Origin of the sequence: Nocardioides bigeumensis (assembly GCF_039531755.1) — a bacterium.
In the GTDB taxonomy this organism is placed as follows: domain Bacteria; phylum Actinomycetota; class Actinomycetes; order Propionibacteriales; family Nocardioidaceae; genus Nocardioides; species Nocardioides bigeumensis.
This window is the reverse complement of sequence record NZ_BAAAQQ010000001.1, coordinates 81,264-101,218: the sequence shown is the minus strand read 5'-3', so window position 1 is coordinate 101,218 and position 19,955 is coordinate 81,264. Positions and strand designations below refer to the sequence as shown.

The window sequence follows — 19,955 nt, the reverse complement described above, 5'->3', positions numbered from 1 at the left end:
CACGGGTGTGATCAGCCCAGGCTCGCCGTGGACCAGACCTTCCCGGAGTCGGTGACGAGCTCGATGCTCGCGGCGTGCGGGTCCGACGGCGTGATCCACGTGGCCGTGCCCGAGTCCGGCACCACCCACTCGCCTGCGGGCGCGGTGGAGTCGTCGTCGAGTCGGAGCCGGCAGACGTAGCGGACGCCCGGCGGTCCGTCGGTGATCCGCACGACGAGCACCTCCTCGTCGTCCACCCAGCTGGACAGCACCCGCCCGACCACACGGCCGTCGTCGGTGCGCAGCGCCATCGCGTCCCTCGGCGGCGCGTCGTCGGTGAGGGCCTGCACGCCGAGCAGACCGAGCACGCCGACCACGAGGCCCACTGCGGCGGCGGCCGCCAGGAGGACCGCGCCGCGTACCCGCTGTCGCGGCTGCGGCGTCGCCTCGGTGCGCAACCGTGCCAGCACCCGGCTCTCGAACCCGGCCGGGGGCTCGATCGCGGGTCCGGCGGCCAGGGCCACCTCGAGGTCGCGGGTCAGGTCGTCGTACGTCGCGCGGCAGTCCGCGCAGTCGCGCAGGTGCGCACTGATCGCCGCAGGGTCGGGTGAGGCCCCCATGGCGAGCTCGACCAGGGCGTCCTCGCCAGGGTGCGGGAGGAGCGGCTCCTGGGGGCCCAGTGGCGCCGTCATGGGCTCTCCTCGACCAGTCCGGACCGCAGCGCGCGCAGTCCGGCGCGCAAACGGGTCTTCGCGGTCCCGAGAGGGATGTCCTCGCGCCGGCTGATCTCAGCGGCCGTGCAGCCGAGGATCGTGGCCAGCACGACCGCGCGTGCCTGGGCAGGCGGGATCTCCCGCAGCCTCGCCCGAGCCCGCGCCGACTCCAGCTCGATGCCGGCAGCGTTCTCGGGTGATCGCGGGTCGTCCTCCAAGGTCTCGCCGACCAACCGTTCCAGCGCCTCGCCGTCCACCGGCAGCAGCCGCCTGGCCCGGACCACGTCGATCGCGAGGTTGCGGGTGATCGTGAGGAGCCAGGTCAGCGCCGAGCCGCGTCGTGCGTCATAGCCGCTCGCCGCCCGCCAGGCCCGCAGGAACGCCTCCTGGCTCACGTCCTCGGCGAGGCCGCGGTCGCGCGTGATCGACAGGGCGAGCCCGAAGACCCTGCTCTGGTAGCGCCGCACGAACGCCGTCGTGGCGGCGTCGTCGCCCACCGCCACGCCCGCGAGCAGCGCGGCGTCGTCCGCGCGCTCGGCGCGGGAGTAGAGCTCCACACTGCACAGTACGACGCCGGGGCCGTTCTGGATTGCCGGGCTGAAGGGCCTCCGGACGTCAACGACTCGGCGTGACCAGCTCGATCCTGGGCTCCATCTTGGGCTCGCTCCGGGCTGCCTTGGCCGGGTCGGGGCGCGGCTCGTAGTCGGGCGTGGGGGAGTAGGGGCCCCACGCGAGGTAATGGTCCAGGTGCCGGCGGACGAGCGGCGCCACCTCGTGCGTGGTGACGTCGCGGCCGAGCTCCTCGCTCAGGGTGGTCACGCCGGCGTCGGCGATGCCGCACGGGACGAAGCGGTCGTACCACTCGAGCGAGACGTCGCAGTTGAGCGCGAAGCCGTGCATCGCCACGCCGCGGCTCACCCGGATGCCGATGGCGGCCACCTTGCGCTCGGGGCGGGCTCCGTCGGCTCGCAGCCAGACACCGCTGCGTCCCGGCACCCGGGCGGTGGTCACACCCAGGTCGGCGCACACGTGGATGAGCGCCTCCTCGAGGCGGCGTACGTAGTCGACGACCCTGACGTGGTCGGGGAGCCGGACGATGGGGTAGCCCACCAGCTGCCCCGGGCCGTGGAAGGTGATCTTGCCGCCGCGGTCGACGTCGATGACGGGCGCGCCACCCGGATCGACAGGACGCTCGTGGGGCTCGGTGCGCTTCCCCGCGGTGTAGACAGGCGGGTGCTCCAGCAGCAGCACCGTGTCGCCGCGGCGACCGTCAGCCACGTCGGCGTGGACGGCGCGTTGGAGGTCCCACGCCGCGAGGTAGTCGATCGCACCGGCGCCCAGCCCGCGCGTGTCGTAGTCGAGGGGCACCTCCTCAGACTAGCCCGACCCACCCGCAGGCAGGCGCTCGTGTACGGCGGCGACGACCCAGCCACGACCCCCGCGCACCAGCGTGACCCGACGAGACACGGGTGCACCGCGCGGCAGCGCCGTCGACCAGTCGGCCCCCCTGGCCACGCCACCGACGACGCGGTCGGTGACCGAGACGACCAACCGGCGCGCCGACAGGCTCAGCACCTCTGCGTCGAGCACCTGCGTCGTCAGGCCCTCGACACGCAGACCCCGGTCGAGGTAGCCGCGCAGCAGCCGGACGTCGCGCCTCGCGGCGACCGACCCGGAGGCGTAGAGGGCGCGGAGCGCGGCTGCGTCGCCGGTCGCCCAGGCCGCCGATCGCCGCCTGTCCCAGTCGTGCAGGACGGTGAGAGGGTCCTCGGGGGCGCCCAGGTGGGGGACGGTCACACCCGCAGCGGCCGTCGATGGCTCGGGAGCGAGGGACCCGCCCTCGACGAACGCCGCGCCGACCACCAGCGCGATGATCGCCAGCATCCCGGTTGCTGCTGGTCCTTGTCGCACCCAGCCAGCCTGCCTGCTTCCAGCCGACAGCGTCGGGCGCTGTCCACAGGCGCCTAAGTCAGGACTGCTGGGCCAGGGCGGCCGCGATCACGTCGCGGACGTCGCGGTCGCGGAACTCGAAGCCAGCGGCTTCCAGGGCGGCCGGACGTGCGTTGATCGAGCCGAGCAGCTCCGGTGCCGCCGCGCCGGCGGCCCGGCGCAGGATCGCGGCGGGCGCGGCCAGCCGGGCCTTGCGCCCGAGCGCGGACGCCAAGGCGTCGGTGAACTCCGCGTTGGTCGGGGTGTCGGGGCAGCAGAGGTTGAACGGACCCTCCGCCGACTCGCGATCGAGCAGGAAGAGGACGGCGGCGAGCCAGTCGCGCAGCGAGATGCACGCGAAGTGCTGGCGGCCGTCACCGAGCCGCGCACCGAGTCCGAGCCGGAACGGCAGGATCAGCTGCTGCAGCGGCGCGGCCTTCCGGTCCAGGACCGGAGACGTGCGCAGCACGACCACGCGCGCCCCGGCCTCGGACGCCGGTGACGCAGCCTGCTGCCAGGCGCGGGCCACCTGCGTGAGCAGCGAGTCGCCGAGGCTGCTGGACTCCTCGGTCAGCACCTCGTTGCCGTGGTCGCCGTAGAACCCGATGGCGTTCTGGGCCAGGAACACAGGCTGGCTGGACGACGACGCGATCGCGTTGGCCAACGTGTCCGTGGTCGCCACCCGGCTGCTGAGCATCTCGCGCTGCCAGCGCTTCGAGTGCGGGTTGCCGGCGGTGGCCACGCCGGCGAGGTTGACCACGACGTCGGCCTGCTCGACGGCGTCGGGCTCGAGGCGCCCGGTGTAGGGGTCCCACTGCAGCTCGTCGGCGCTCTCGGCCGCCCGTCGGACCAGGCGCACGACCTCGTGACCCTCGGCCGCAAACGCCGACGTGAGCGCTTGGCCGAGGAACCCCGAGGAACCTGCCATCAAGACCCTCACGTCAGCCCCCGACCCGGACGAGGCTCAGACCTCAAACTGGGCCCCCTCCAGGCGGCCCTTCACGTCGACGAGGAAACGCGCGGCGTCCGCGCCGTCGACCACGCGGTGGTCGTAGGTCAGCGCGAGGTAGACCATCTGGCGGACCGCGATCGTCTCGCCCAGGTTGTCGTCGTCGATCACGACCGCACGCTTGACGACGGCGCCGGTGCCGAGGATCGCGACCTGCGGCTGGTTGATGATCGGGGTGTCGAAGAGCGCGCCCCGGCTGCCGGTGTTGGTGAGCGTGAAGGTCCCGCCCGAGAGCTCGTCGGGCGTGATCTTGTTGGTGCGGGTGCGCTCGGCCACATCGGCGATCTTGCGGGCCAGCCCCGCGATCGATAGGTCGCCCGCCTCCTTGATGACCGGCGTGAGCAGGCCCTTCTCGGTGTCCACCGCGATCGCGAGGTTCTCGCGGTCGAAGTAGGTGACCTCGCCCTTCTCGGTGTCGATCGCCGAGTTGAGCGACGGGTGCTGCTTGAGCGCATCGATCGCGGCCTTGGCGAAGAAGGGCATGTAGGTGAGCTTCACGCCCTCACGGGCGGCGAAGTCGGCCTTGAGCGCGTCGCGCAGCCGGCTGATCGACGTCACGTCGACCTCGACGACCGTGGTCAGCTGGGCGCTCACCTGGAGCGACTCGACCATCCGCTTGGCGATGACCTTGCGCAGGCGCGAGAGCGGTTCGGTCTTGCCACGCAGCGGCGACTCGGTCGCGGCCGCCGCGGGTGCGGCGGCGGGTGGCTCTGCCGGCGTCTCCTGCGCCGCGGCCGGCTGCTCCTTGGCCTTCGCCGCGTCGAGCACGTCCTGCTTGCGGATGCGACCGCCCACGCCCGATCCCGTCACCGTCGCCAGGTCGACGCCGTGCTGGGTGGCCAGCTTGCGGACCAGTGGGGTGACGTACGCCCGGTCGCCGGACTCGCCACCGGTGTTGGCTGCGGGCTCCGCTTGAGCCTCGGGCTGGGACTTCTGCTCGGGCTGGGACTTCTGCTCGGGCTGGGACCTCTGCTCGGGCTCGGACGTCTGCTCGGGCTCAGGCTCAGGCTCTGCCTGCGTCTCTGCCTTCGTCTCCGGCTCGGGCTCTGCCTCCTGCTCCGGCTCCGACTTCTGCTCCGGCTCGGGTGCGGCCTGCTCGGCGTCACCGTCACCGGACGCAGCGCCACCGGAGCCGTCACCTGAGCCGATGATGGCCAGCTCGGCGCCGACCTCGACGGTCTCGTCCTCGCTGACCTTGATCTCCAGCAGGGTGCCGGCCACCGGCGAGGGGATCTCGGTGTCGACCTTGTCGGTGGACACCTCCAGGAGTGCCTCGTCGACGGCGACCTCGTCACCGACCTGCTTGAGCCAGCGGGTGACCGTGCCCTCGGTGACGGACTCGCCCAGCGCGGGCAGCGTGACGGGGGTACTGCCCCCGCCCCCGCCCCCGCCGCCGCTCGAGCCGCCGGACCCGCCGCTCGAGCCGGAACCGGCGTCGTCCGTCGACTCGACCGTGCCCTGGTTGCTCTCCGCTGCCGGCTCGTCGTGCTCGGACGCCGGGGCGTCCTGCTCGGACTGCCCGGACTGCCCGGACTGCCCGGACTGCTCGTCCTCGGGCTCCGAGGCGGACTCGGCCGGCAGCTCCTCCTCGGCAGGTTGGTCTGCCCCCGTGTCGTCCGAGCCGCCGCTGTCGCCGCCGCCCGACGACTCGTCCTTGTCCCCGATGACGGCGAGGAGACCGCCGACCTCGACGGTCTCGTCCTCGTTGGCCTTGATCTCCAGCAGGGTGCCGGCCACGGGAGAGGGGATCTCGGTGTCGACCTTGTCGGTCGAGACCTCGAGGAGAGCCTCGTCGACCGCGACCTCGTCACCGACCTGCTTGAGCCAGCGGGTGACGGTGCCCTCCGTGACGGACTCGCCGAGGGCGGGGAGGGTGACTTCGGTAGCCATGGGGTTCCTTCACGGGGTGGTGGGTGGGGCGGTAAGTCGGGTGGGGCGGTAAGTCGGGTGGGGCTGGTGATCAGGTTGGTGGGGCTCAGTCAGGCGGTCACGAGTGCGCGTGCAGGGGCTTGCCGGCCAGGGCCAGGTGAGCCTCGCCGAGCGCTTCGTTCTGGGTCGGGTGGGCGTGGACAAGGGGGGCGACGTCCTCGGCGTGACCCTCCCAGCCGTAGATCAGCTGGGCCTCGCCGATCAGCTCGCCGACCCGGTCGCCGACGAGGTGGATCCCGACGACAGGGCCGTCGACGAGGCTGACCAGCTTGACGAAGCCCTGGGTCTTGAGGATCTGGCTCTTGCCGTTGCCGCCGAGGTCGTAGGTGAGGGTGCGCACCGCCTCGGCGCCGTGCTTCTCGACGGCCTGTGCCTCGGTCAGGCCGACCGAGGCGAGCTCGGGGTGGGAGTAGGTGACGCGGGGGATCCCGGCCTCGTCGATGAGCGCGGGTGCGAGGCCGGCGATCTCCTCGGCGACGAAGATGCCCTGCTGGAAGCCGCGGTGGGCCAGCTGCAGGCCGGGCACGATGTCGCCGACGGCGTACACCTTGTCGAGGTTGGTGCGCAGCCGGTCGTCGGTGAGCACGAACCCGCGCTCCATCGCGACCCCTTGCTCGTCGTAGCCGAGCCCGTCCGTGGTCGGACCGCGCCCGACCGCCACCAGCAGGAGCTCGGCCTCGAGGACGTCACCGCCCTCGACGGTGACGGCGACCCCCTGGTCGGTGGTCTTGACGCTCTGGAAGGAAGTGCCGGTGCGGAAGGCGATCCCGCGCTTGCGGAAGGTGCGCTCCAGGACCTTCGACGACGCCTCGTCCTCGGCCGCGACGAGACGGGGGAGGGCCTCGACGATGGTCACCTCGGCGCCGAAGGAGCGCCACACGCTGGCGAACTCGACGCCGATGACGCCGCCTCCGAGAACGATCACGGACTCGGGTACCCGATCGAGGCGCAGCGCGTGCTCGGAGGTGATGACCCGCTCGCCGTCGACGTCGAGGCCGGGCAGGCTGCGGGAGTAGGAGCCGGACGCGAGCACCAGGTGCTCGCCTTCGTACGACGTGTCGCCGACGGTCACCTGACGCGGCCCGGTCATCCGGCCCTCGCCCTCGATGACGGTGATGCCGCGCGACTTGATCAGCCCGCTCAGGCCCTTGAAGAGCCGGGAGACGACACCGTCCTTGTAGGCGTTGACGCCGGGCATGTCGATGCCCTCCAGCGTCGCGCGCACACCGAACTGCTCGGACTCGCGCGCCTGGTCGGCGATCTCGGCCGCGTGCAGCAGGGCCTTGGTCGGGATGCACCCGACGTGCAGGCAGGTGCCGCCGAGGTTGCCCTTCTCGACCAGTCCGACGGAGAGTCCCAGCTGCGCGGCACGCAGGGCACAGGCGTAACCGCCGGATCCTGCCCCGAGAACGAGGATGTCGAACTTCTCCGGCACGGTGGTCCTTCCCGATCGGCCACAGGGGTGGTCAGCGTGATGACCAACCCATCCTTGCACTTGCCGGGTCGCAGATCACAAGAGGGCGACCAGGCCGTCGCGGGGTGCCGCGGGCGGCGGACCACGCTCACGTGCGGGTTCCGTGCGGACCTCTCGGGCACAATGTCGCCATGGGATTGTTCGACCGCTTCCGCGGGTCACGGCCGCGGACGCGACGGCCGTCGGGTGACCTCGCGCGCACCGGCTCCACCCGTGTGCGCGCCTCCGAGCGCGCCGACGAGGAACACCTCAACGCGTGGGTGGCCGAGCGCACCGGCGTCGAGGGCTTCGTGGAGCCGCGCACCGCGGTCAGCGACGTGACGCTGCTCCTGGTGGCGCACGACGGCGAGTGGACGCGGCGAAGGGTCCCGTCGGTCGCGTGGGCGCACCAGTTCTGCAACCACCACCGGGTGCCGTCCTACGACGCCGCGGTGGTCGGCATCCCTCAGCGGATGCGCGACTTCAACCGCCGCAAGAAGCGCGACGGCCTGCTCTAGTCAGTCCTTCGACGCGGCGAGCGCGCGGGCGAAGTCGACCAGCGTCGCGACGGCGAAGCCGGTGCCCCCGCTGATCCAGTGGCCGGACGGACCGCCCGAGTTGAACGCCGGCCCGGCGATGTCGAGGTGCGCCCAGTCGATCCCGTCGGTGAACTCGCGCAGGAACGCAGCAGCGTAGAGACCACCGCCGTAGCGCACCCAGTCGTGCTGGAGCAGGTCGGCGATCTTGCTGCCCTTGACCCGCTCCGCCACCTCGTCGGTGATGGGCATCGCCCAGTGGGCCTCGCCCGCGGACTCACCCGCGGCGATCACGTCGGCGACGACCTGCTCGCTGCCGAGCACACCGCCGATCCGCTCGCCGAGCGCCACGACCATGTGGCCGGTCAGCGTGGCCACGTCGAGGATGACGTCGGGCTTCTGCTCCGTCGCCCGCACCAACGCGTCGGCGAGGACCAGCCGGCCCTCGGCGTCGGTGTTGAGCACCTCGACGGTCCTGCCGCCGTACATCGTCAGCACGTCGCCGGGCCGGGTGGCGTTGCCGGAGACCATGTTCTCCGCCATCGGGGCGAAGGTGGACACCTTCACCGGGAGTCCCAGGCGCGCGATGGCGATCGTCGCCTGGACGACCGCGGCCGCGCCGGCCATGTCGCACTTCATGGTGTGCATGCTGTTGGCGGGCTTGATGCTCAGGCCGCCGGAGTCGAAGGTGATGCCCTTGCCCACCAGGGCGAGGTGCGCGACCGCGCCGCGGGGCGCGTAGGTCAGCTCGACCAGGCGCGGCGGGGCCGCCGAGCCCTGCCCGACGCCGAGGATGCCACCGCAGCCGAGCTCGGCCAGCGCCTTCTCGTCGTGGACGACGACCTTGACCTTGGTGCCCTTGACGCCGCCCTTGCTCCTGGAGGCTGCCTTGGCGGCGTCCTGCACGGCGTCGGCGAACGACGGCGGGCGCAGGTCTCCGGGTGCGAGGTTGACCCAGTCGCGGGTGTCGGCGACAGCCGCCGCCACCACCTGCGCCTCCTCGAAGGCCGTCACGACCTCCTGCTTGCGGCCCTCGGCGCTGAGCACCACGACGTCGCTCGGTGCCTCGTCGGCTGCGTCCTTCTTCTGCTTGTACGTCGTGAACGTGTAGCCGCCCAGGTCGAAACCCTCGACGACCGCGCGGACCTGCGCGGGCGTGCTGCCCGGCAGGGCCAGCGCCACCGACGCGGCGTTGGCGACCGAGCGTGCGGCCACACCCGCGGCTCGGCGTACGCCCGCGGGATCGAGGTCGGCCTTGCGCCCCATGCCGACGAACACGACGAGCGGCGACGAGATGACGCCGTTGGTCGGCACCTTCGTCACCTCGCCGGGCTTGCCGGTGGCACCCAGCCCCGCTAGCAGCGGCCGCAGCTTGCGACCGTACGCCGCCGCGACTTCCTCACCGCCCGCGGCGATCTCGACGGTGTTGCGGGCCTGGACGAGGCCGACGACGACAGCGTCGGCCCGAGTCTTCGCGGGGCTCGCGCTCCGCAGCGTGTACGTCGTCACCCGGGAAGGATAGGCCCGAGCACGAGAGAAGCAGACACCGTGGCTGACTCGGGCGCGACCGTGACGTGGAGTACCTTCGCCAGCATGCTGCTCCAGTCCCCGCTTCACGACCGCCACGTCGCACTCGGAGCCAAGCTCGCGGAGTTCGGTGGCTGGTCGATGCCGTTGGAGTACCCCACTGGTGTCGTGAAGGAGCACACGGCCGTTCGCGAGCGGGTAGGAATCTTCGACGTGTCCCACCTCGGGAAGGCGATGGTCACCGGCGCCGGTGCGGCGGCGTACGTCAACGCGACGCTCACCAACGACCTCGGCCGGATCGCGCCGGGCCAGGCGCAGTACACGCTGTGCTGCGACCCCGAGACCGGGGGCATCGTCGACGACCTCATCGCCTACTACCAGGACGACGAGCACGTGCTCCTCGTTCCCAACGCCGCCAACACCGCCGAGGTCGTCCGCCGCCTCCAGGCCGAGGCCCCCGAGGGGGTCACGGTGCGCGACCACCACCGCGACTACGCCGTGCTGGCCGTCCAGGGCACCCTCTCCGACGAGGTCCTGACAGCGGTCGGTCTTCCGGCCGGGCACGAGTACATGTCGTTCGTGGAAGCCGAGTTCGGTTCCGGACCTGACACCGGGGGCGTCGTGGTCTGCCGGACCGGCTACACCGGCGAGCGCGGCTACGAGCTCATCGTTGCCAACGACCTCGCCGGCGAGCTGTGGGACCGACTTCTCGAAGCAGGGGAGCAGCACGGCATGTTGCCGTGCGGGCTCGGGGCGCGGGACACCCTGCGCACCGAGATGGGCTATCCGCTGCACGGCCAGGACATCTCCCTCGACGTCACCCCCAACCAGGGTGGGATCGGCTGGGCCGTCGGCTGGGGCAAGGACACGTTCTGGGGCAAGGACGTGCTGGCCGCGGAACGCGCCGACGGCCCGCGACGGCGGTTGCGCGGCCTGGTTGCCGTCGGCCGCGGCATCCCGAGGCCGGGCATGGGTGTCACGCTGGTGGCCGACGTACCCCTGTGCGACATCACCTCCGGGACCTTCTCGCCGACGCTGAAGAAGGGCATCGGGCTCGCGTTGGTTCCGACTTTCGTGAACCCGGACGCAGAGGTGGGTGTCGACGTGCGAGGCCGCCGGGAGATCTTCCAGCTGGTCAAGCCGCCCTTCGTCCAGCCCTCGGTGCGTGAGTCGTGATGCTGCCTGATCAGCCGCCGACGTTCCGCGAGCCGTCGCCGACCGAGAACCCGTGGTGGTGGTCGCTCGAGGACGACGCCGGCGCTGCCGTCGAGGTGTCGCCCGAGCACGCGGGGCAGCGCTTCCCGACGCAGGCCGACGCCGAGTCGTGGGTGGGCGAGGTGTGGGCCGACCTCGCCGAGCAGGGGGTCGACGGGGTCACGCTCCACGAGGGCGACCGCAAGGTCTACGGCCCGATGTCGCTGCACGCCTGAGCGTCGCGACCCCCGGCCACTACGCCGGGCTGGGCTGCTTCTCCTTCTCGGTGCCGGGGCCGCCGCCCTCGACGTCGGCGTCCTCCGCGGTCAGCGGGGTGGCGATGTTCTCCAGCGACTCACCCTCGGCGTGCACGCCGAACACGATGGCGACGATGCCACCGACGATCATCAACGCGGCGCCGATGAAGTAGCCGATCGCGATGCCGGTGATGTCCTTGGACGCGGACGCGTTCTCGATGAGGGAGCCGAAGAGCAGCGGGCCGGTGATGCCACCGACCGCCGTACCGATCGCGTAGAAGAACGCGATGCACAGGGCGCGCGTCTCCATCGGGAAGACCTCACTGGCGGTGAGGTACGCCGCGCTGGCGCCCGCCGAGGCGAAGAAGAAGATCGCCGCGCCGAACATCGTCAGGGTGACCGCGGTGAGGCTGCCGAGCATCATGCCGGCGATGGCGAGACCGACCCCGGAGATCAGGTAGGTGCCGGCGATCATCTTGACCCGGCCGACGGTGTCGAAGAGCCGGCTCAGCAGGAGGGCGCCGCAGAAGTTGCTGACCGCGAAGATCGCGATGTAGTAGCCGGTCTGCTTGACGTCCATGAAGGTGCCCAGCGTGTCGCCGTAGGTGAAGAAGAAGGCGTTGTAGAGGAAGGCCTGCGCGACGAAGAGCGAGAAGCACAGCACCGTCCGCTTGGGGTAGAGGGTGAAGACCGTCTTCGCGATGAGCACCAGGCTGATCGTCTTGCGCTGGCGCACCGTGATGGTGCCGTCCTCCGGCTCGGGGAGCGAGCCGGACTGTCCCTCGACGGTGTGCTCGATGTCCTTGACGATCTTCTCGCCCTCGTCCTCGCGACCGTGGATGAACAGCCAGCGCGGCGACTCGGGCACGTTGCGGCGCACGATCAGGATGCCGACGGCGAGGATCGCGCCGAGGCCGAAGGCGAGGCGCCAGCCCCACTCAGCGTCGATCAGGGTCGGGTCGAGCAGAGGGATGGTGAGCAGGGAGCCACCGGCGGCACCGACCCAGAACGAACCGTTGATGGCGACGTCGACACGGCCGCGGTACTTCTTGGGGATCAGCTCGTCGATCGCGGAGTTGATGGCGGCGTACTCGCCACCGATCCCGGCGCCGGTGAGGAACCGGCAGGCGAAGTACCACATGGGGTTCATCGAGAAGGCCGTCAGCACCGTCGCGACCGTGTAGACGGCCAACGTGATCAGGAAGAGCTTCTTGCGCCCGAGCTTGTCGGTGAGCTGTCCGAAGAACAGGGCACCGATGCAGGCGCCGGCGACGTAGATCGCGCCGGCCAGGCCGACGTCGAAGCTGGACATGCCCAGCCCCGTCGTACCGTCCTTCAGGGCGTCGGACATGGAGCCGACGATGGTCACCTCGAGGCCGTCGAGGATCCACACGGTCCCGAGGCCGATCACCACCAGCCAGTGGAAACGGGACCAGGGGAGCCGGTCCAGCCGGGCCGGGATGTCGGTGGTGATGGTGCCGGTCTGCACGCCTGCCATGAACGCTTCTCCCTCGCACATGCATGCCCCCCGAGCGGAGGCGCTCTCTCGACATTGCCCCCGCACATCGCGGTGCGGGCAGACCCCCAGGGGTGGTCCGGTCACATAAGTACCCGCGAGTGCCCGGCGCATGAGGAGGTGTTGGTTTGCCGGGCGCGCGCGGCGGCCTGCCGCTGACCCGCCACCGTGAGGACGGAGGCGGCTGGCCGCGGACGATGCTCGTGGGCGAGGCTGGCCCCGTGTCCACCCGACAGGAGTTCCGCGAGTTCCGCCAGGTCGACGTCTTCTCCGCCGAGCCGCACCTGGGCAACCCGGTGGCCGTCGTCCACGACGCGGACGGGATGACGGGGGAGGAGATGGCCCGCTTCGCGCGCTGGACCAACCTCTCGGAGACGACCTTCCTGCTGCCGCCCACCACTGCCGAGGCGGACTACCGCCTGCGCATCTTCACCCCTGCCGAGGAGCTGCCCTTCGCGGGCCACCCGACGCTGGGGAGCGCGCACGCGTGGCTGGATGCCGGGGGAGTGCCCGGACGTGAGGGCGAGCTCGTCCAGGAGTGCGGCGCCGGGCAGGTGCGGGTCAGGAGCCGTGGGCGTCTGGCCTTCGAGGCTCCGCCCCTGGTGCGCTCCGGCCGGGTGACGGCCGAGCAGCGCCGCGCGGTCGTCGCGGCCCTGCGTCTGTCGCCCGAGCAGGTGCTGGACGTCGAGTGGGTCGACAACGGTCCCGGCTGGGTGGGTGTGCTGGTGCCGGACGCCGCGACCGTGCTCGGCCTGCGGCCCGACTGGTCCGCCTTCGCGGGCCTGGAGGTCGGCGTCGTCGGCCGCTACCCGGGCGCCGACGTCGGCGCGGGTGAACCGCTGGTCGAGGTGCGGGCGTTCTGCCCGAGCCTCGGGGTGGTCGAGGACCCGGTCACGGGCAGCCTCAACGCCAGCCTGGCGCAGTGGCTGACGCGCAACGGCACCCTGCCGCCGGCGTACGTCGCCTCGCAGGGAACCTGCCTTGGCAGGCAGGGACGTGTCCACATCGAGACCGAGGGCCGGTCCATCTGGGTCGGTGGCGAGACACGCACCATCGTGGCGGGAACGGTCGTCGTCTGAGGCCCGGTCGGGGCGTAGGGTCGGCGTCGTGCAGCAGTACCTCGACCTTCTCCGGCGGATCCTCGACGAGGGCGTGGAGAAGGGTGACCGGACCGGCACCGGCACGCTGAGTGTCTTCGGCCACCAGACGCGCTTCGACCTCACCGCGGGCTTCCCCCTGGTGACGACCAAGAAGGTGCACACCCGGTCGGTCTTCGGTGAGCTGTTGTGGTTCCTCCGGGGCGACACCAACATCAAGTGGCTGCAGGACCGCGGCATCACGATCTGGGACGAGTGGGCCGACGACGCCGGCGACCTCGGCCCCGTCTACGGCTATCAGTGGCGCTCGTGGCCGGCCCCGGACGGCCGGCACATCGACCAGGTGAAGCTGGTGCTCGACCAGCTGCGCAACGACCCCGACTCGCGGCGGCACCTGGTCAGCGCGTGGAACGTCGCCGACATCCCCGACATGGCCCTGGCGCCGTGCCACGCGTTCTTCCAGTTCTACGTCGCGCCCGCCGACGACGGGGGACCGGCGCGGCTCAGCTGCCAGCTCTACCAGCGCAGCGCCGACGTGTTCCTGGGCGTGCCGTTCAACATCGCGTCGTACGCCCTGCTGACGCACATGTTCGCGCAGGTCCTGGGTCTGCGTGTCGGCGACTTCGTGCACACCCTCGGCGACGCGCACCTCTACGCGAACCACCTCGACCAGGCCCGGCTCCAGCTCACCCGCGAGCCGCGGCCGCTGCCGACGCTCTGGCTCGACCCGTCGATCACGGAGATCGACGGCTTCGACCTCGAGCACGTCGCGGTCGAGGGCTACGACCCGCACCCGGGGATCAAGGCGCCCATCGCCGTATGACCTCCCCTGGCGCGGGCGGCAAGCGCGTCGTGCTGGTCGCGGCCGTCGCCGACAACGGCGTGATCGGCGTCGACGGCGGCATCCCTTGGCGCCTTCCAGAGGACTTCGCGCACTTCAAGGCGGTGACCATGGGCCACACGCTCGTGATGGGCCGGGCGACGTACGACTCCATCGGCAGACCCCTGCCGGGGCGGACGACGGTCGTGATCACCCGTGATCCGGGGTGGTCGGCCGACGGCGTGCTCGTCGCTCACTCCTTCGACGACGCGCTGGCCCTCGCCGTCGACCTGCCCGGCGACGTGATGGTCGTGGGCGGGGCGCAGATCTACGCGCTGGCGCTGCCGCAGGCGACCCACCAGGTGCTGACCGAGGTGCACATGTCGCCGGACGGGGACACGACGTACCCCGCCTGGGACCGGGCCGAGTGGGTCGAGACGAAGCGGGAGCCCGGCGACCAAGCCGACTACGTGTGGTGGGAGCGACGGCCGACCCCCGAGCAGGTGCTGCCCCCGGTGGGAGGCTGACATCGTGATCACCATCGACGCCTCGGCCACCGAGCCGCCGTTCGAGCAGGTGAAGCAGCAGATCACCGCGCAGGTCGCCTCAGGGGCGCTGCAGCCCGGCGACAAGCTGCCGACCGTACGCCGGCTGGCCGCCGACCTCGGGATCGCGCCCAACACCGTGGCGCGGTCCTACCGCGAGCTCGAGGCCGAGGGCGTGGTCGACACCCGCGGTCGCTCCGGCACGTTCGTCAGCGGCAACCAGGTGGACCGGGCCGCGCGCGAGGCCGCCGCGGCGTACGTCGAGAAGATCCGCGCCCTGGGTGTCGACGGCAAGGAGGCCCTGGCGCTGGTGCGTCGGGGCCTCGGCCTCTCCTGAGACAGACTGCAGGTCCGAAAGGTCTAGAAGGCGTCAGCGAGGGCCAGGTCGGTGCCGGTCGAGGTCTCGGTGGTGTCCCACGTCAGGCCGCTCCCGGGAGCCACGTCGAGCCCCGTGCACGCGAGCGACGAGCGGCCGACGGTGCGGCAGTAGGACACCCCGGAGGCGGTCGGCAGGAAGGCGCGGTAGTCGGCGTTGCCCCACGACGTGCGGCCGCTCGTCCGGGTCCAGGTCCAGGAACCGTCTGCCAGGACGTGGCAACCGACCGCCTGCCGCTTCTCCGACCCTGCGCGACCACACAACGCGGGGCCGGCCGCCGTGTCGATCCAGGTGCGGTTCACCGCTTCGAGAGCACCGGAGCGGCCGGCGACCACGTCGGCGCGCCAGCGCAGCTTCTTGGTGTCCAGGCTGGTGCAGGCCGGTCGGTACTTCGACCCGGAGCGGATGGTCCGGCACCACGAGACCCCGGACCCGTCGCCGACGTACGCCTGGGTCATGGCGTGGGAGACCCCGTTGGTGCGGGCCTTCACGAAGCGCCAGCCCGACCAGGTGAGCACCCGGCATCCGGCGGGAGCGGTGCCTCCGCAGAGCGCGGGCCCGGCCGACGTCGGCAGCCAGGTGCCCTCGGTCGGACCCGACGCCTTGGGGTCGGACTTGCGGTCGTAGCCCCAGGCGAGCTTCTCCGCGTAGAACGGCGTGCAGGAGAGCCGGGCAGAGCCGGGCTGCGGGCGGACGGTGCGGCAGTAGGACATCTTGTCGCCCTGGGCGACGAACGCCCGGCTCGTGGGTGCACCCCACAGGATGTCGCGCTTGAGCGAGCGGTAGCGCCAGCCGTGCTCGCCGAGGACCGCGCAGCCGAGTCGCTGGTGCCGGGGACCGCCGGCGAGACCGCACACGGCGGGACCTGCATCGGTCGCCGTCCACGTGCGACCGTCGGCGAGCAAGCGCAGCCGTCCGGACCGGAGGTCGCGACCCCAGGTCATCGTCGTCGAGTCGAGGACCGTGCACACGGCTCGAGGTCGGGCGAGGCGCCCGACGGTGCGGCAGTACGCCGCGTCCCCGGCCACCTCGACGAAGTGCCGACTCCCCACGTGGCCCCAGTCGGTGCGGCGCGGCAGCTGCGCCCGTCGCCAGCCGACGTCGGTCAGCACGGTGCAGGCCACCTTCTGCTTCCCGGTCTTTCCGGTGCGTCCGCAGAGTGCGGTGCCGGCGTCGGTGTCGATCCAGGCGCGGTCGGCCGACTCGGCGCCGGGCGAGAGCCGGACCCGCACGGGCCGTGAGCTGTTGCCGGCGCGGTCGAAGGCCACGACGGTGTAGACGTAGGCCTGACCAGGGGAGACCTGCCGGTCCCAGTAGGTGGCGCGGGTGGTGACCGCCAGCGGGGCGCCATCGCGGGAGATCCGGTACCCCGCCACTCCCCAGCCGTCGTACGACGGGCGCCAGGCCAGGCCGACCCGGCCCTGGTGCGAGACGAGTCTCGGCTTTCCGGGGACGGTCGGCGCGGTGGCGTCGTAAGGGACGACGTCCGCGAGGTGGAGGAACTTGTCGGGCCAGTAGCCGCTGGCGCGCGAGACGGTGACGAAGCGGAAGCCGTTGGCGCCGTCGAAGTTCATCTCCGAGATCACGATGCTGCCGTCGTAGTTGACCTGCTCGACGTAGGCGACGTGGCCGCGCTTGAACCACGCGACCGCGCCCGTGGTGGGCACCTTGTCGGGCTTCTTGCCCATCGACTTCGCGACGTCCTTCCAGTCGACCGCGTCACCCCAGTGCCGACCGGCGTACCAGTTGGAGAAGGAGATGCCGTTGCGCTGGCTCAGCCGGTGGGCGACCCAGGAGGTGCACTGGCCCTGGTAGAAGCCGCGGTTGTCGCCGACGCACGTGGTGCCGAGGGTCGCCTCGTTGCAGTCGGGCGCCTCGGGGTAGCCGTAGCCGTAGCCGTCGTGCGCCGCGTGCGTGCCGGGGGAACCGATGGGCTCCGGCTCCTCCTCCTTCTCAGGCTTCGCGGGCGTCTTCGCAGGAGTCTTGGGGCCGGGGTTCTTCGGTTGGGGGTTGGCCGACGGCTTGGGGCCGGGCTCGGGTGCGCCGGGTCCCCAACCGGGGTCGGCCGTCGCGGCCGCGGTGCCGGAGAGGAGCAGCCCGGCGACGACGAGGACGACGCAGAGAGCGCGCGCCCCAGGCGCGCGGCGTTCAATGCGGTGGCGGCCGCGGGGGCGCGGTCGTGTGGAAAGGCTGGCCACGGTGGACGGTGCTCCTCGAAGGCAGATATGGCGGGCGCCCCCGAGGGCACCCTCCGATGGTGCGATCCACGTGCGGATCGCGGACGAGAACGCACAAACTGATCCACTCGCCAGGGCGATGGGCTATAAGGCTGCGGGTGGTCGGGCGATAGCCTGGGAGGCATGTCCGAGACCACGGCCCCGGCTGCCCCGTTCGGGCGGGTCCTCACCGCGATGGCCAGCGCCTTCCGCGACGACGGGTCGGTCGACCTCGACGGCACCCAACGGATCGCCGCCCACCTGGTCGAGCACGGCCATGACGGCGTGGTGGTGTCGGGCACCACCGGCGAGTCGCCCACCACGACCGTCGCCGAGGACGGCGACCTGCTCCGCGCCGTGAAGGACGCAGTAGGTGACCGCGCGGTCGTCGTCGCCGGCGTCGGCACCAACGCCACCGCCCATTCGGTCGAGCTGGCCCGCCAGGCGGAGAAGGTCGGCGCCGACGGCCTCCTGCTCGTCACCCCCTACTACAGCAAGCCCAGCCAGGCAGGCGTCCTCGAGCACTTCCGGCAGGTCGTGGACTCGACCGGTGTGCCGGTGATGCTCTACGACGTCCCAGGTCGTACCGCCACGACCATCGCCCCGGAGACCTACGCGGCCGCGGCCGAGTGGGACAGCGTCGTCGCGATCAAGGACGCCGTCGGCGACTACGCGCGCGGCGTCCGGATCATGCGCGACACCGGCCTGGCCATCTACTCCGGCGACGACGCCAGCACGCTCGGCTGGCTCGCCCACGGCGCCTGCGGCACGGTCTCCGTGGTGGGTCATGCCTGCGGCGACGACACCAGGCTGATGGTCGACCGCTTCTTCGACGGCGACCGGGCGGGCGCGCTGGCGGCGTACCAACGCATGCTGCCGGCCGTGGACGCGATCATGGGCGTCGCCAACTACGGTGCGACCACCGCCAAGGCCGCCCTCGAGCTGCTCGGCGTCCTCGACAACCGCAACGTCCGTGGTCCCTTGGTGCCCCTGGACGACGACGAGGTCGCGGCGCTCCGCACGGGTCTCGTCGCGGCCGGCGTCCTGTGACCAGCCCGTCCGAGACACACCCTTCTGAGACCACACCAGTCCGCACGACCCCATCCCGACCGAATCGAGTCTCGTGAGCCATCCCCATCCTGAGCTGAGCGCGCCCGGCCCCCTCGCGGAAGGCGGCCTCCGGGTCATCCCGCTCGGCGGCCTGGGCGAGGTCGGTCGCAACATGACCGCCTTCGAGTACGCCGGCCGCCTGCTTCTTGTCGACTGCGGCGTCCTCTTCCCCGAGGAGAACCACCCCGGCGTCGATCTGATCCTTCCCGACTTCGAGCCGATCAGGGACCGGCTCGACACCGTCGAGGCGCTGGTCCTGACCCACGGGCACGAGGACCACATCGGCGCGACGCCGTACCTCCTCCGCGAGCGCGGCGACATCCCGCTCATCGGGTCCGAGCTCACCTTGGCGCTGCTGGACTCCAAGCTGCGCGAGCACCGCCTGCGCGAGACGGTCCACCACGTGGTGTCCGAGGGCGATCGGCTCACGGTCGGGCCGTTCGAGCTCGAGTTCGTGGCGGTCAACCACTCGATCCCGGACGCGTTGGCGGTGGCCATCCGCACGCCCGCCGGGCTGGTGCTGCACACCGGCGACTTCAAGATGGACCAGCTGCCGCTCGACTCCCGGATCACCGACCTGCGCGCCTTCGCCAGGCTGGGGGAGGAGGGGGTGGACCTCTTCCTCACCGACTCCACCAACGCCGAGGTGCCCGGCTTCACCACGCCCGAGGTCGACATCTCGCCCGTGCTCGACCGCGTCTTCGCCAAGAGCGAGAAGCGGATCATCGTGGCCTGCTTCGCCTCGCACGTGCACCGCGTGCAGCAGATCCTCGACGCGGCCGTGGCGCATGGCCGCAAGGTCGGCTACGTCGGGCGCTCGATGGTCCGCAACATGGGCATCGCCCAGGACCTCGGCTACCTCCACGTGCCACCGGGCGTGATGGTCGACCCCAAGGACCTGGCGGACCTGGCGCCGGAGCGCCAGGTGCTGGTCTCCACAGGCTCGCAGGGCGAGCCGTTGTCGGCGCTCTCGCGGATCGCCCAGAACAACCACGACTTCGTGCACATCGCCGAGGGCGACACGGTGATCCTGGCCTCGTCGCTCATCCCCGGCAACGAGAACGCCGTCTACCGCGTGATCAACGGCCTGTCCCGCTTGGGTGCCCAGGTCGTCCACAAGGGCAACGCGCTCGTCCACGTCTCCGGCCATGCCAGCGCCGGTGAGCTGCTCTACTGCTACAACATCGTCCGCCCACGCAACGTCATCCCGGTCCACGGCGAGATCAGGCACATGCGGGCCAACGCCGAGCTGGCCAAGGCCACCGGCGTACCCCCCGAGAACGTCGTGGTCGCCGAGGACGGCGTCGTCGTCGACCTCATCGACGGCAAGGCCCGCATCGCCGGCAAGGTCGACGTCGGCTACGTCTTCGTCGACGGGTCGTCGGTAGGTGACATCACCGAGTCGTCGCTGAAGGACCGTCGGATCCTGGGGGAGGAGGGCTTCATCTCCGTGGTCGTGGTCGTCGACTCGGTCACGGGCAAGGTCGTGAGCGGACCGGAGATCCACGCCCGTGGCTTCGCCGAGGACGAGTCGATGTTCGACGAGATCAAGCAGCCGATCATCGACGCGCTCGACGCGGCCGTGCGCGAGGGCGTCGGCGGCTCCTACCAGCTCCAGCAGACCGTACGCCGCGTGGTCGGCCGCTGGGTCAACAAGGCCCATCGGCGCCGGCCGATGATCATCCCGGTGGTCATCGAGGCCTGAGTCGCGAGCGGTCACCTCGACACGCTCGAATGTGACCGGTGTTG

General features: G+C 71.5%; 19 protein-coding genes. 9 read left to right on the top strand and 10 right to left on the bottom strand.

The features are described 5' to 3' along the window. Positions 1-11: 11 nt before the first annotated feature. The 7 genes from ABD295_RS00510 to lpdA form a co-directional block, all read right to left on the bottom strand. The gene (locus ABD295_RS00510) at positions 12-671 is read right to left on the bottom strand and encodes a hypothetical protein (RefSeq protein ID WP_344301520.1); all 660 of its coding nucleotides are present in this window, start codon (positions 669-671) and stop codon (positions 12-14) included. Beyond that, positions 668-1,249 carry an RNA polymerase sigma factor gene (locus ABD295_RS00505; RefSeq protein WP_344301519.1) on the bottom strand — a complete coding sequence of 194 codons (582 nt, stop codon included), beginning with the start codon at positions 1,247-1,249 and terminating at the stop codon, positions 668-670. Before ABD295_RS00505 ends, ABD295_RS00510 begins: the two co-directional genes overlap by 4 nt. Before the next feature lie 58 nt (positions 1,250-1,307). Further along, positions 1,308-2,060 carry a lipoyl(octanoyl) transferase LipB gene (gene lipB / locus ABD295_RS00500; RefSeq protein ID WP_344301518.1) on the bottom strand — a complete coding sequence of 251 codons (753 nt, stop codon included), beginning with the start codon at positions 2,058-2,060 and terminating at the stop codon, positions 1,308-1,310. Between the two features lie 9 nt (positions 2,061-2,069). Next, on the bottom strand, positions 2,070-2,603 hold the full coding sequence (locus ABD295_RS00495; protein WP_344301517.1) for a hypothetical protein: 534 nt from the start codon (positions 2,601-2,603) through the stop codon (positions 2,070-2,072). Between the two features lie 58 nt (positions 2,604-2,661). Beyond that, complete coding sequence (locus ABD295_RS00490) at positions 2,662-3,549, bottom strand: TIGR01777 family oxidoreductase (RefSeq protein WP_344301516.1); 888 nt, start codon at positions 3,547-3,549, stop codon at positions 2,662-2,664. Between the two features lie 36 nt (positions 3,550-3,585). Then, positions 3,586-5,520, bottom strand: a complete 1,935-nt coding sequence (sucB, locus tag ABD295_RS00485) for a 2-oxoglutarate dehydrogenase, E2 component, dihydrolipoamide succinyltransferase (RefSeq protein WP_344301515.1) — start codon at positions 5,518-5,520, stop codon at positions 3,586-3,588. Positions 5,521-5,617: 97 nt separating this feature from the next. Beyond that, the gene (gene lpdA, locus ABD295_RS00480) at positions 5,618-6,994 is read right to left on the bottom strand and encodes a dihydrolipoyl dehydrogenase (protein WP_344301514.1); all 1,377 of its coding nucleotides are present in this window, start codon (positions 6,992-6,994) and stop codon (positions 5,618-5,620) included. A gap of 170 nt (positions 6,995-7,164) precedes the next feature. Here lpdA and ABD295_RS00475 point away from each other — a divergent pair, with 170 nt between their 5' ends. After that, a complete protein-coding gene (locus ABD295_RS00475; protein ID WP_344301512.1) occupies positions 7,165-7,530 on the top strand; it encodes a hypothetical protein in 366 nt (121 codons plus the stop codon). On the opposite strand, the gene ABD295_RS00470 is transcribed toward ABD295_RS00475, so the two are convergent. Further along, a complete protein-coding gene (locus tag ABD295_RS00470) occupies positions 7,531-9,057 on the bottom strand; it encodes a leucyl aminopeptidase (RefSeq protein WP_344301511.1) in 1,527 nt (508 codons plus the stop codon). Between the two features lie 84 nt (positions 9,058-9,141). Here ABD295_RS00470 and gcvT point away from each other — a divergent pair, with 84 nt between their 5' ends. Next, entirely contained in the window at positions 9,142-10,251 is a 1,110-nt protein-coding gene (gene gcvT, locus ABD295_RS00465; protein WP_344301510.1) for a glycine cleavage system aminomethyltransferase GcvT, read from the top strand. Then, a complete protein-coding gene (locus tag ABD295_RS00460; RefSeq protein ID WP_344301704.1) occupies positions 10,251-10,505 on the top strand; it encodes a hypothetical protein in 255 nt (84 codons plus the stop codon). Before gcvT ends, ABD295_RS00460 begins: the two co-directional genes overlap by 1 nt. Before the next feature lie 19 nt (positions 10,506-10,524). On the opposite strand, the gene ABD295_RS00455 is transcribed toward ABD295_RS00460, so the two are convergent. Next, positions 10,525-12,024 carry an MFS transporter gene (locus ABD295_RS00455; RefSeq protein WP_344301508.1) on the bottom strand — a complete coding sequence of 500 codons (1,500 nt, stop codon included), beginning with the start codon at positions 12,022-12,024 and terminating at the stop codon, positions 10,525-10,527. Between the two features lie 239 nt (positions 12,025-12,263). On the opposite strand from ABD295_RS00455, the gene ABD295_RS00450 reads away from it, so the two are divergent. From ABD295_RS00450 to ABD295_RS00435, 4 genes are read left to right on the top strand one after another with little or no spacing between them, the layout of a single operon-like run. Then, entirely contained in the window at positions 12,264-13,121 is an 858-nt protein-coding gene (locus ABD295_RS00450) for a PhzF family phenazine biosynthesis protein (RefSeq protein WP_344301506.1), read from the top strand. Positions 13,122-13,149: 28 nt separating this feature from the next. Then, positions 13,150-13,962 carry a thymidylate synthase gene (locus tag ABD295_RS00445; protein ID WP_344301505.1) on the top strand — a complete coding sequence of 271 codons (813 nt, stop codon included), beginning with the start codon at positions 13,150-13,152 and terminating at the stop codon, positions 13,960-13,962. Beyond that, positions 13,959-14,486 (top strand): dihydrofolate reductase, encoded by a 528-nt coding sequence (locus tag ABD295_RS00440; RefSeq protein ID WP_344301504.1) that lies wholly within the window; start codon positions 13,959-13,961, stop codon positions 14,484-14,486. Before ABD295_RS00445 ends, ABD295_RS00440 begins: the two co-directional genes overlap by 4 nt. Positions 14,487-14,490: 4 nt before the next feature. Then, positions 14,491-14,841: a GntR family transcriptional regulator gene (locus tag ABD295_RS00435; RefSeq protein ID WP_344301503.1), complete on the top strand. Its 351-nt coding sequence runs from the start codon at positions 14,491-14,493 to the stop codon at positions 14,839-14,841. A gap of 23 nt (positions 14,842-14,864) precedes the next feature. Here the strand turns inward: ABD295_RS00435 and ABD295_RS00430 are convergent, their stop codons facing one another. After that, positions 14,865-17,078, bottom strand: coding sequence for a CHAP domain-containing protein (locus tag ABD295_RS00430; protein ID WP_344301502.1), 2,214 nt, complete (start codon positions 17,076-17,078; stop codon positions 14,865-14,867). A gap of 162 nt (positions 17,079-17,240) precedes the next feature. Here ABD295_RS00430 and dapA point away from each other — a divergent pair, with 162 nt between their 5' ends. Continuing rightward, positions 17,241-18,146, top strand: coding sequence for a 4-hydroxy-tetrahydrodipicolinate synthase (gene dapA, locus ABD295_RS00425; protein ID WP_344301501.1), 906 nt, complete (start codon positions 17,241-17,243; stop codon positions 18,144-18,146). Positions 18,147-18,219: 73 nt separating this feature from the next. Further along, the gene (locus ABD295_RS00420) at positions 18,220-19,911 is read left to right on the top strand and encodes a ribonuclease J (RefSeq protein ID WP_344301500.1); all 1,692 of its coding nucleotides are present in this window, start codon (positions 18,220-18,222) and stop codon (positions 19,909-19,911) included. Positions 19,912-19,955 lie beyond the last annotated feature (44 nt).

Coding starts and splice junctions, on each gene's coding strand:
- ABD295_RS00510 (WP_344301520.1), bottom strand. CDS start 671: ATGACGGCGCCACTGGGCCCCCAGGAGCCGCTCCTCCCGCACCCTGGC.
- ABD295_RS00490 (WP_344301516.1), bottom strand. CDS start 3,549: ATGGCAGGTTCCTCGGGGTTCCTCGGCCAAGCGCTCACGTCGGCGTTT.
- sucB (WP_344301515.1), bottom strand. CDS start 5,520: ATGGCTACCGAAGTCACCCTCCCCGCCCTCGGCGAGTCCGTCACGGAG.
- ABD295_RS00475 (WP_344301512.1), top strand. CDS start 7,165: ATGGGATTGTTCGACCGCTTCCGCGGGTCACGGCCGCGGACGCGACGG.
- gcvT (WP_344301510.1), top strand. CDS start 9,142: ATGCTGCTCCAGTCCCCGCTTCACGACCGCCACGTCGCACTCGGAGCC.
- ABD295_RS00460 (WP_344301704.1), top strand. CDS start 10,251: ATGCTGCCTGATCAGCCGCCGACGTTCCGCGAGCCGTCGCCGACCGAG.
- ABD295_RS00455 (WP_344301508.1), bottom strand. CDS start 12,024: ATGGCAGGCGTGCAGACCGGCACCATCACCACCGACATCCCGGCCCGG.
- ABD295_RS00440 (WP_344301504.1), top strand. CDS start 13,959: ATGACCTCCCCTGGCGCGGGCGGCAAGCGCGTCGTGCTGGTCGCGGCC.
- dapA (WP_344301501.1), top strand. CDS start 17,241: ATGTCCGAGACCACGGCCCCGGCTGCCCCGTTCGGGCGGGTCCTCACC.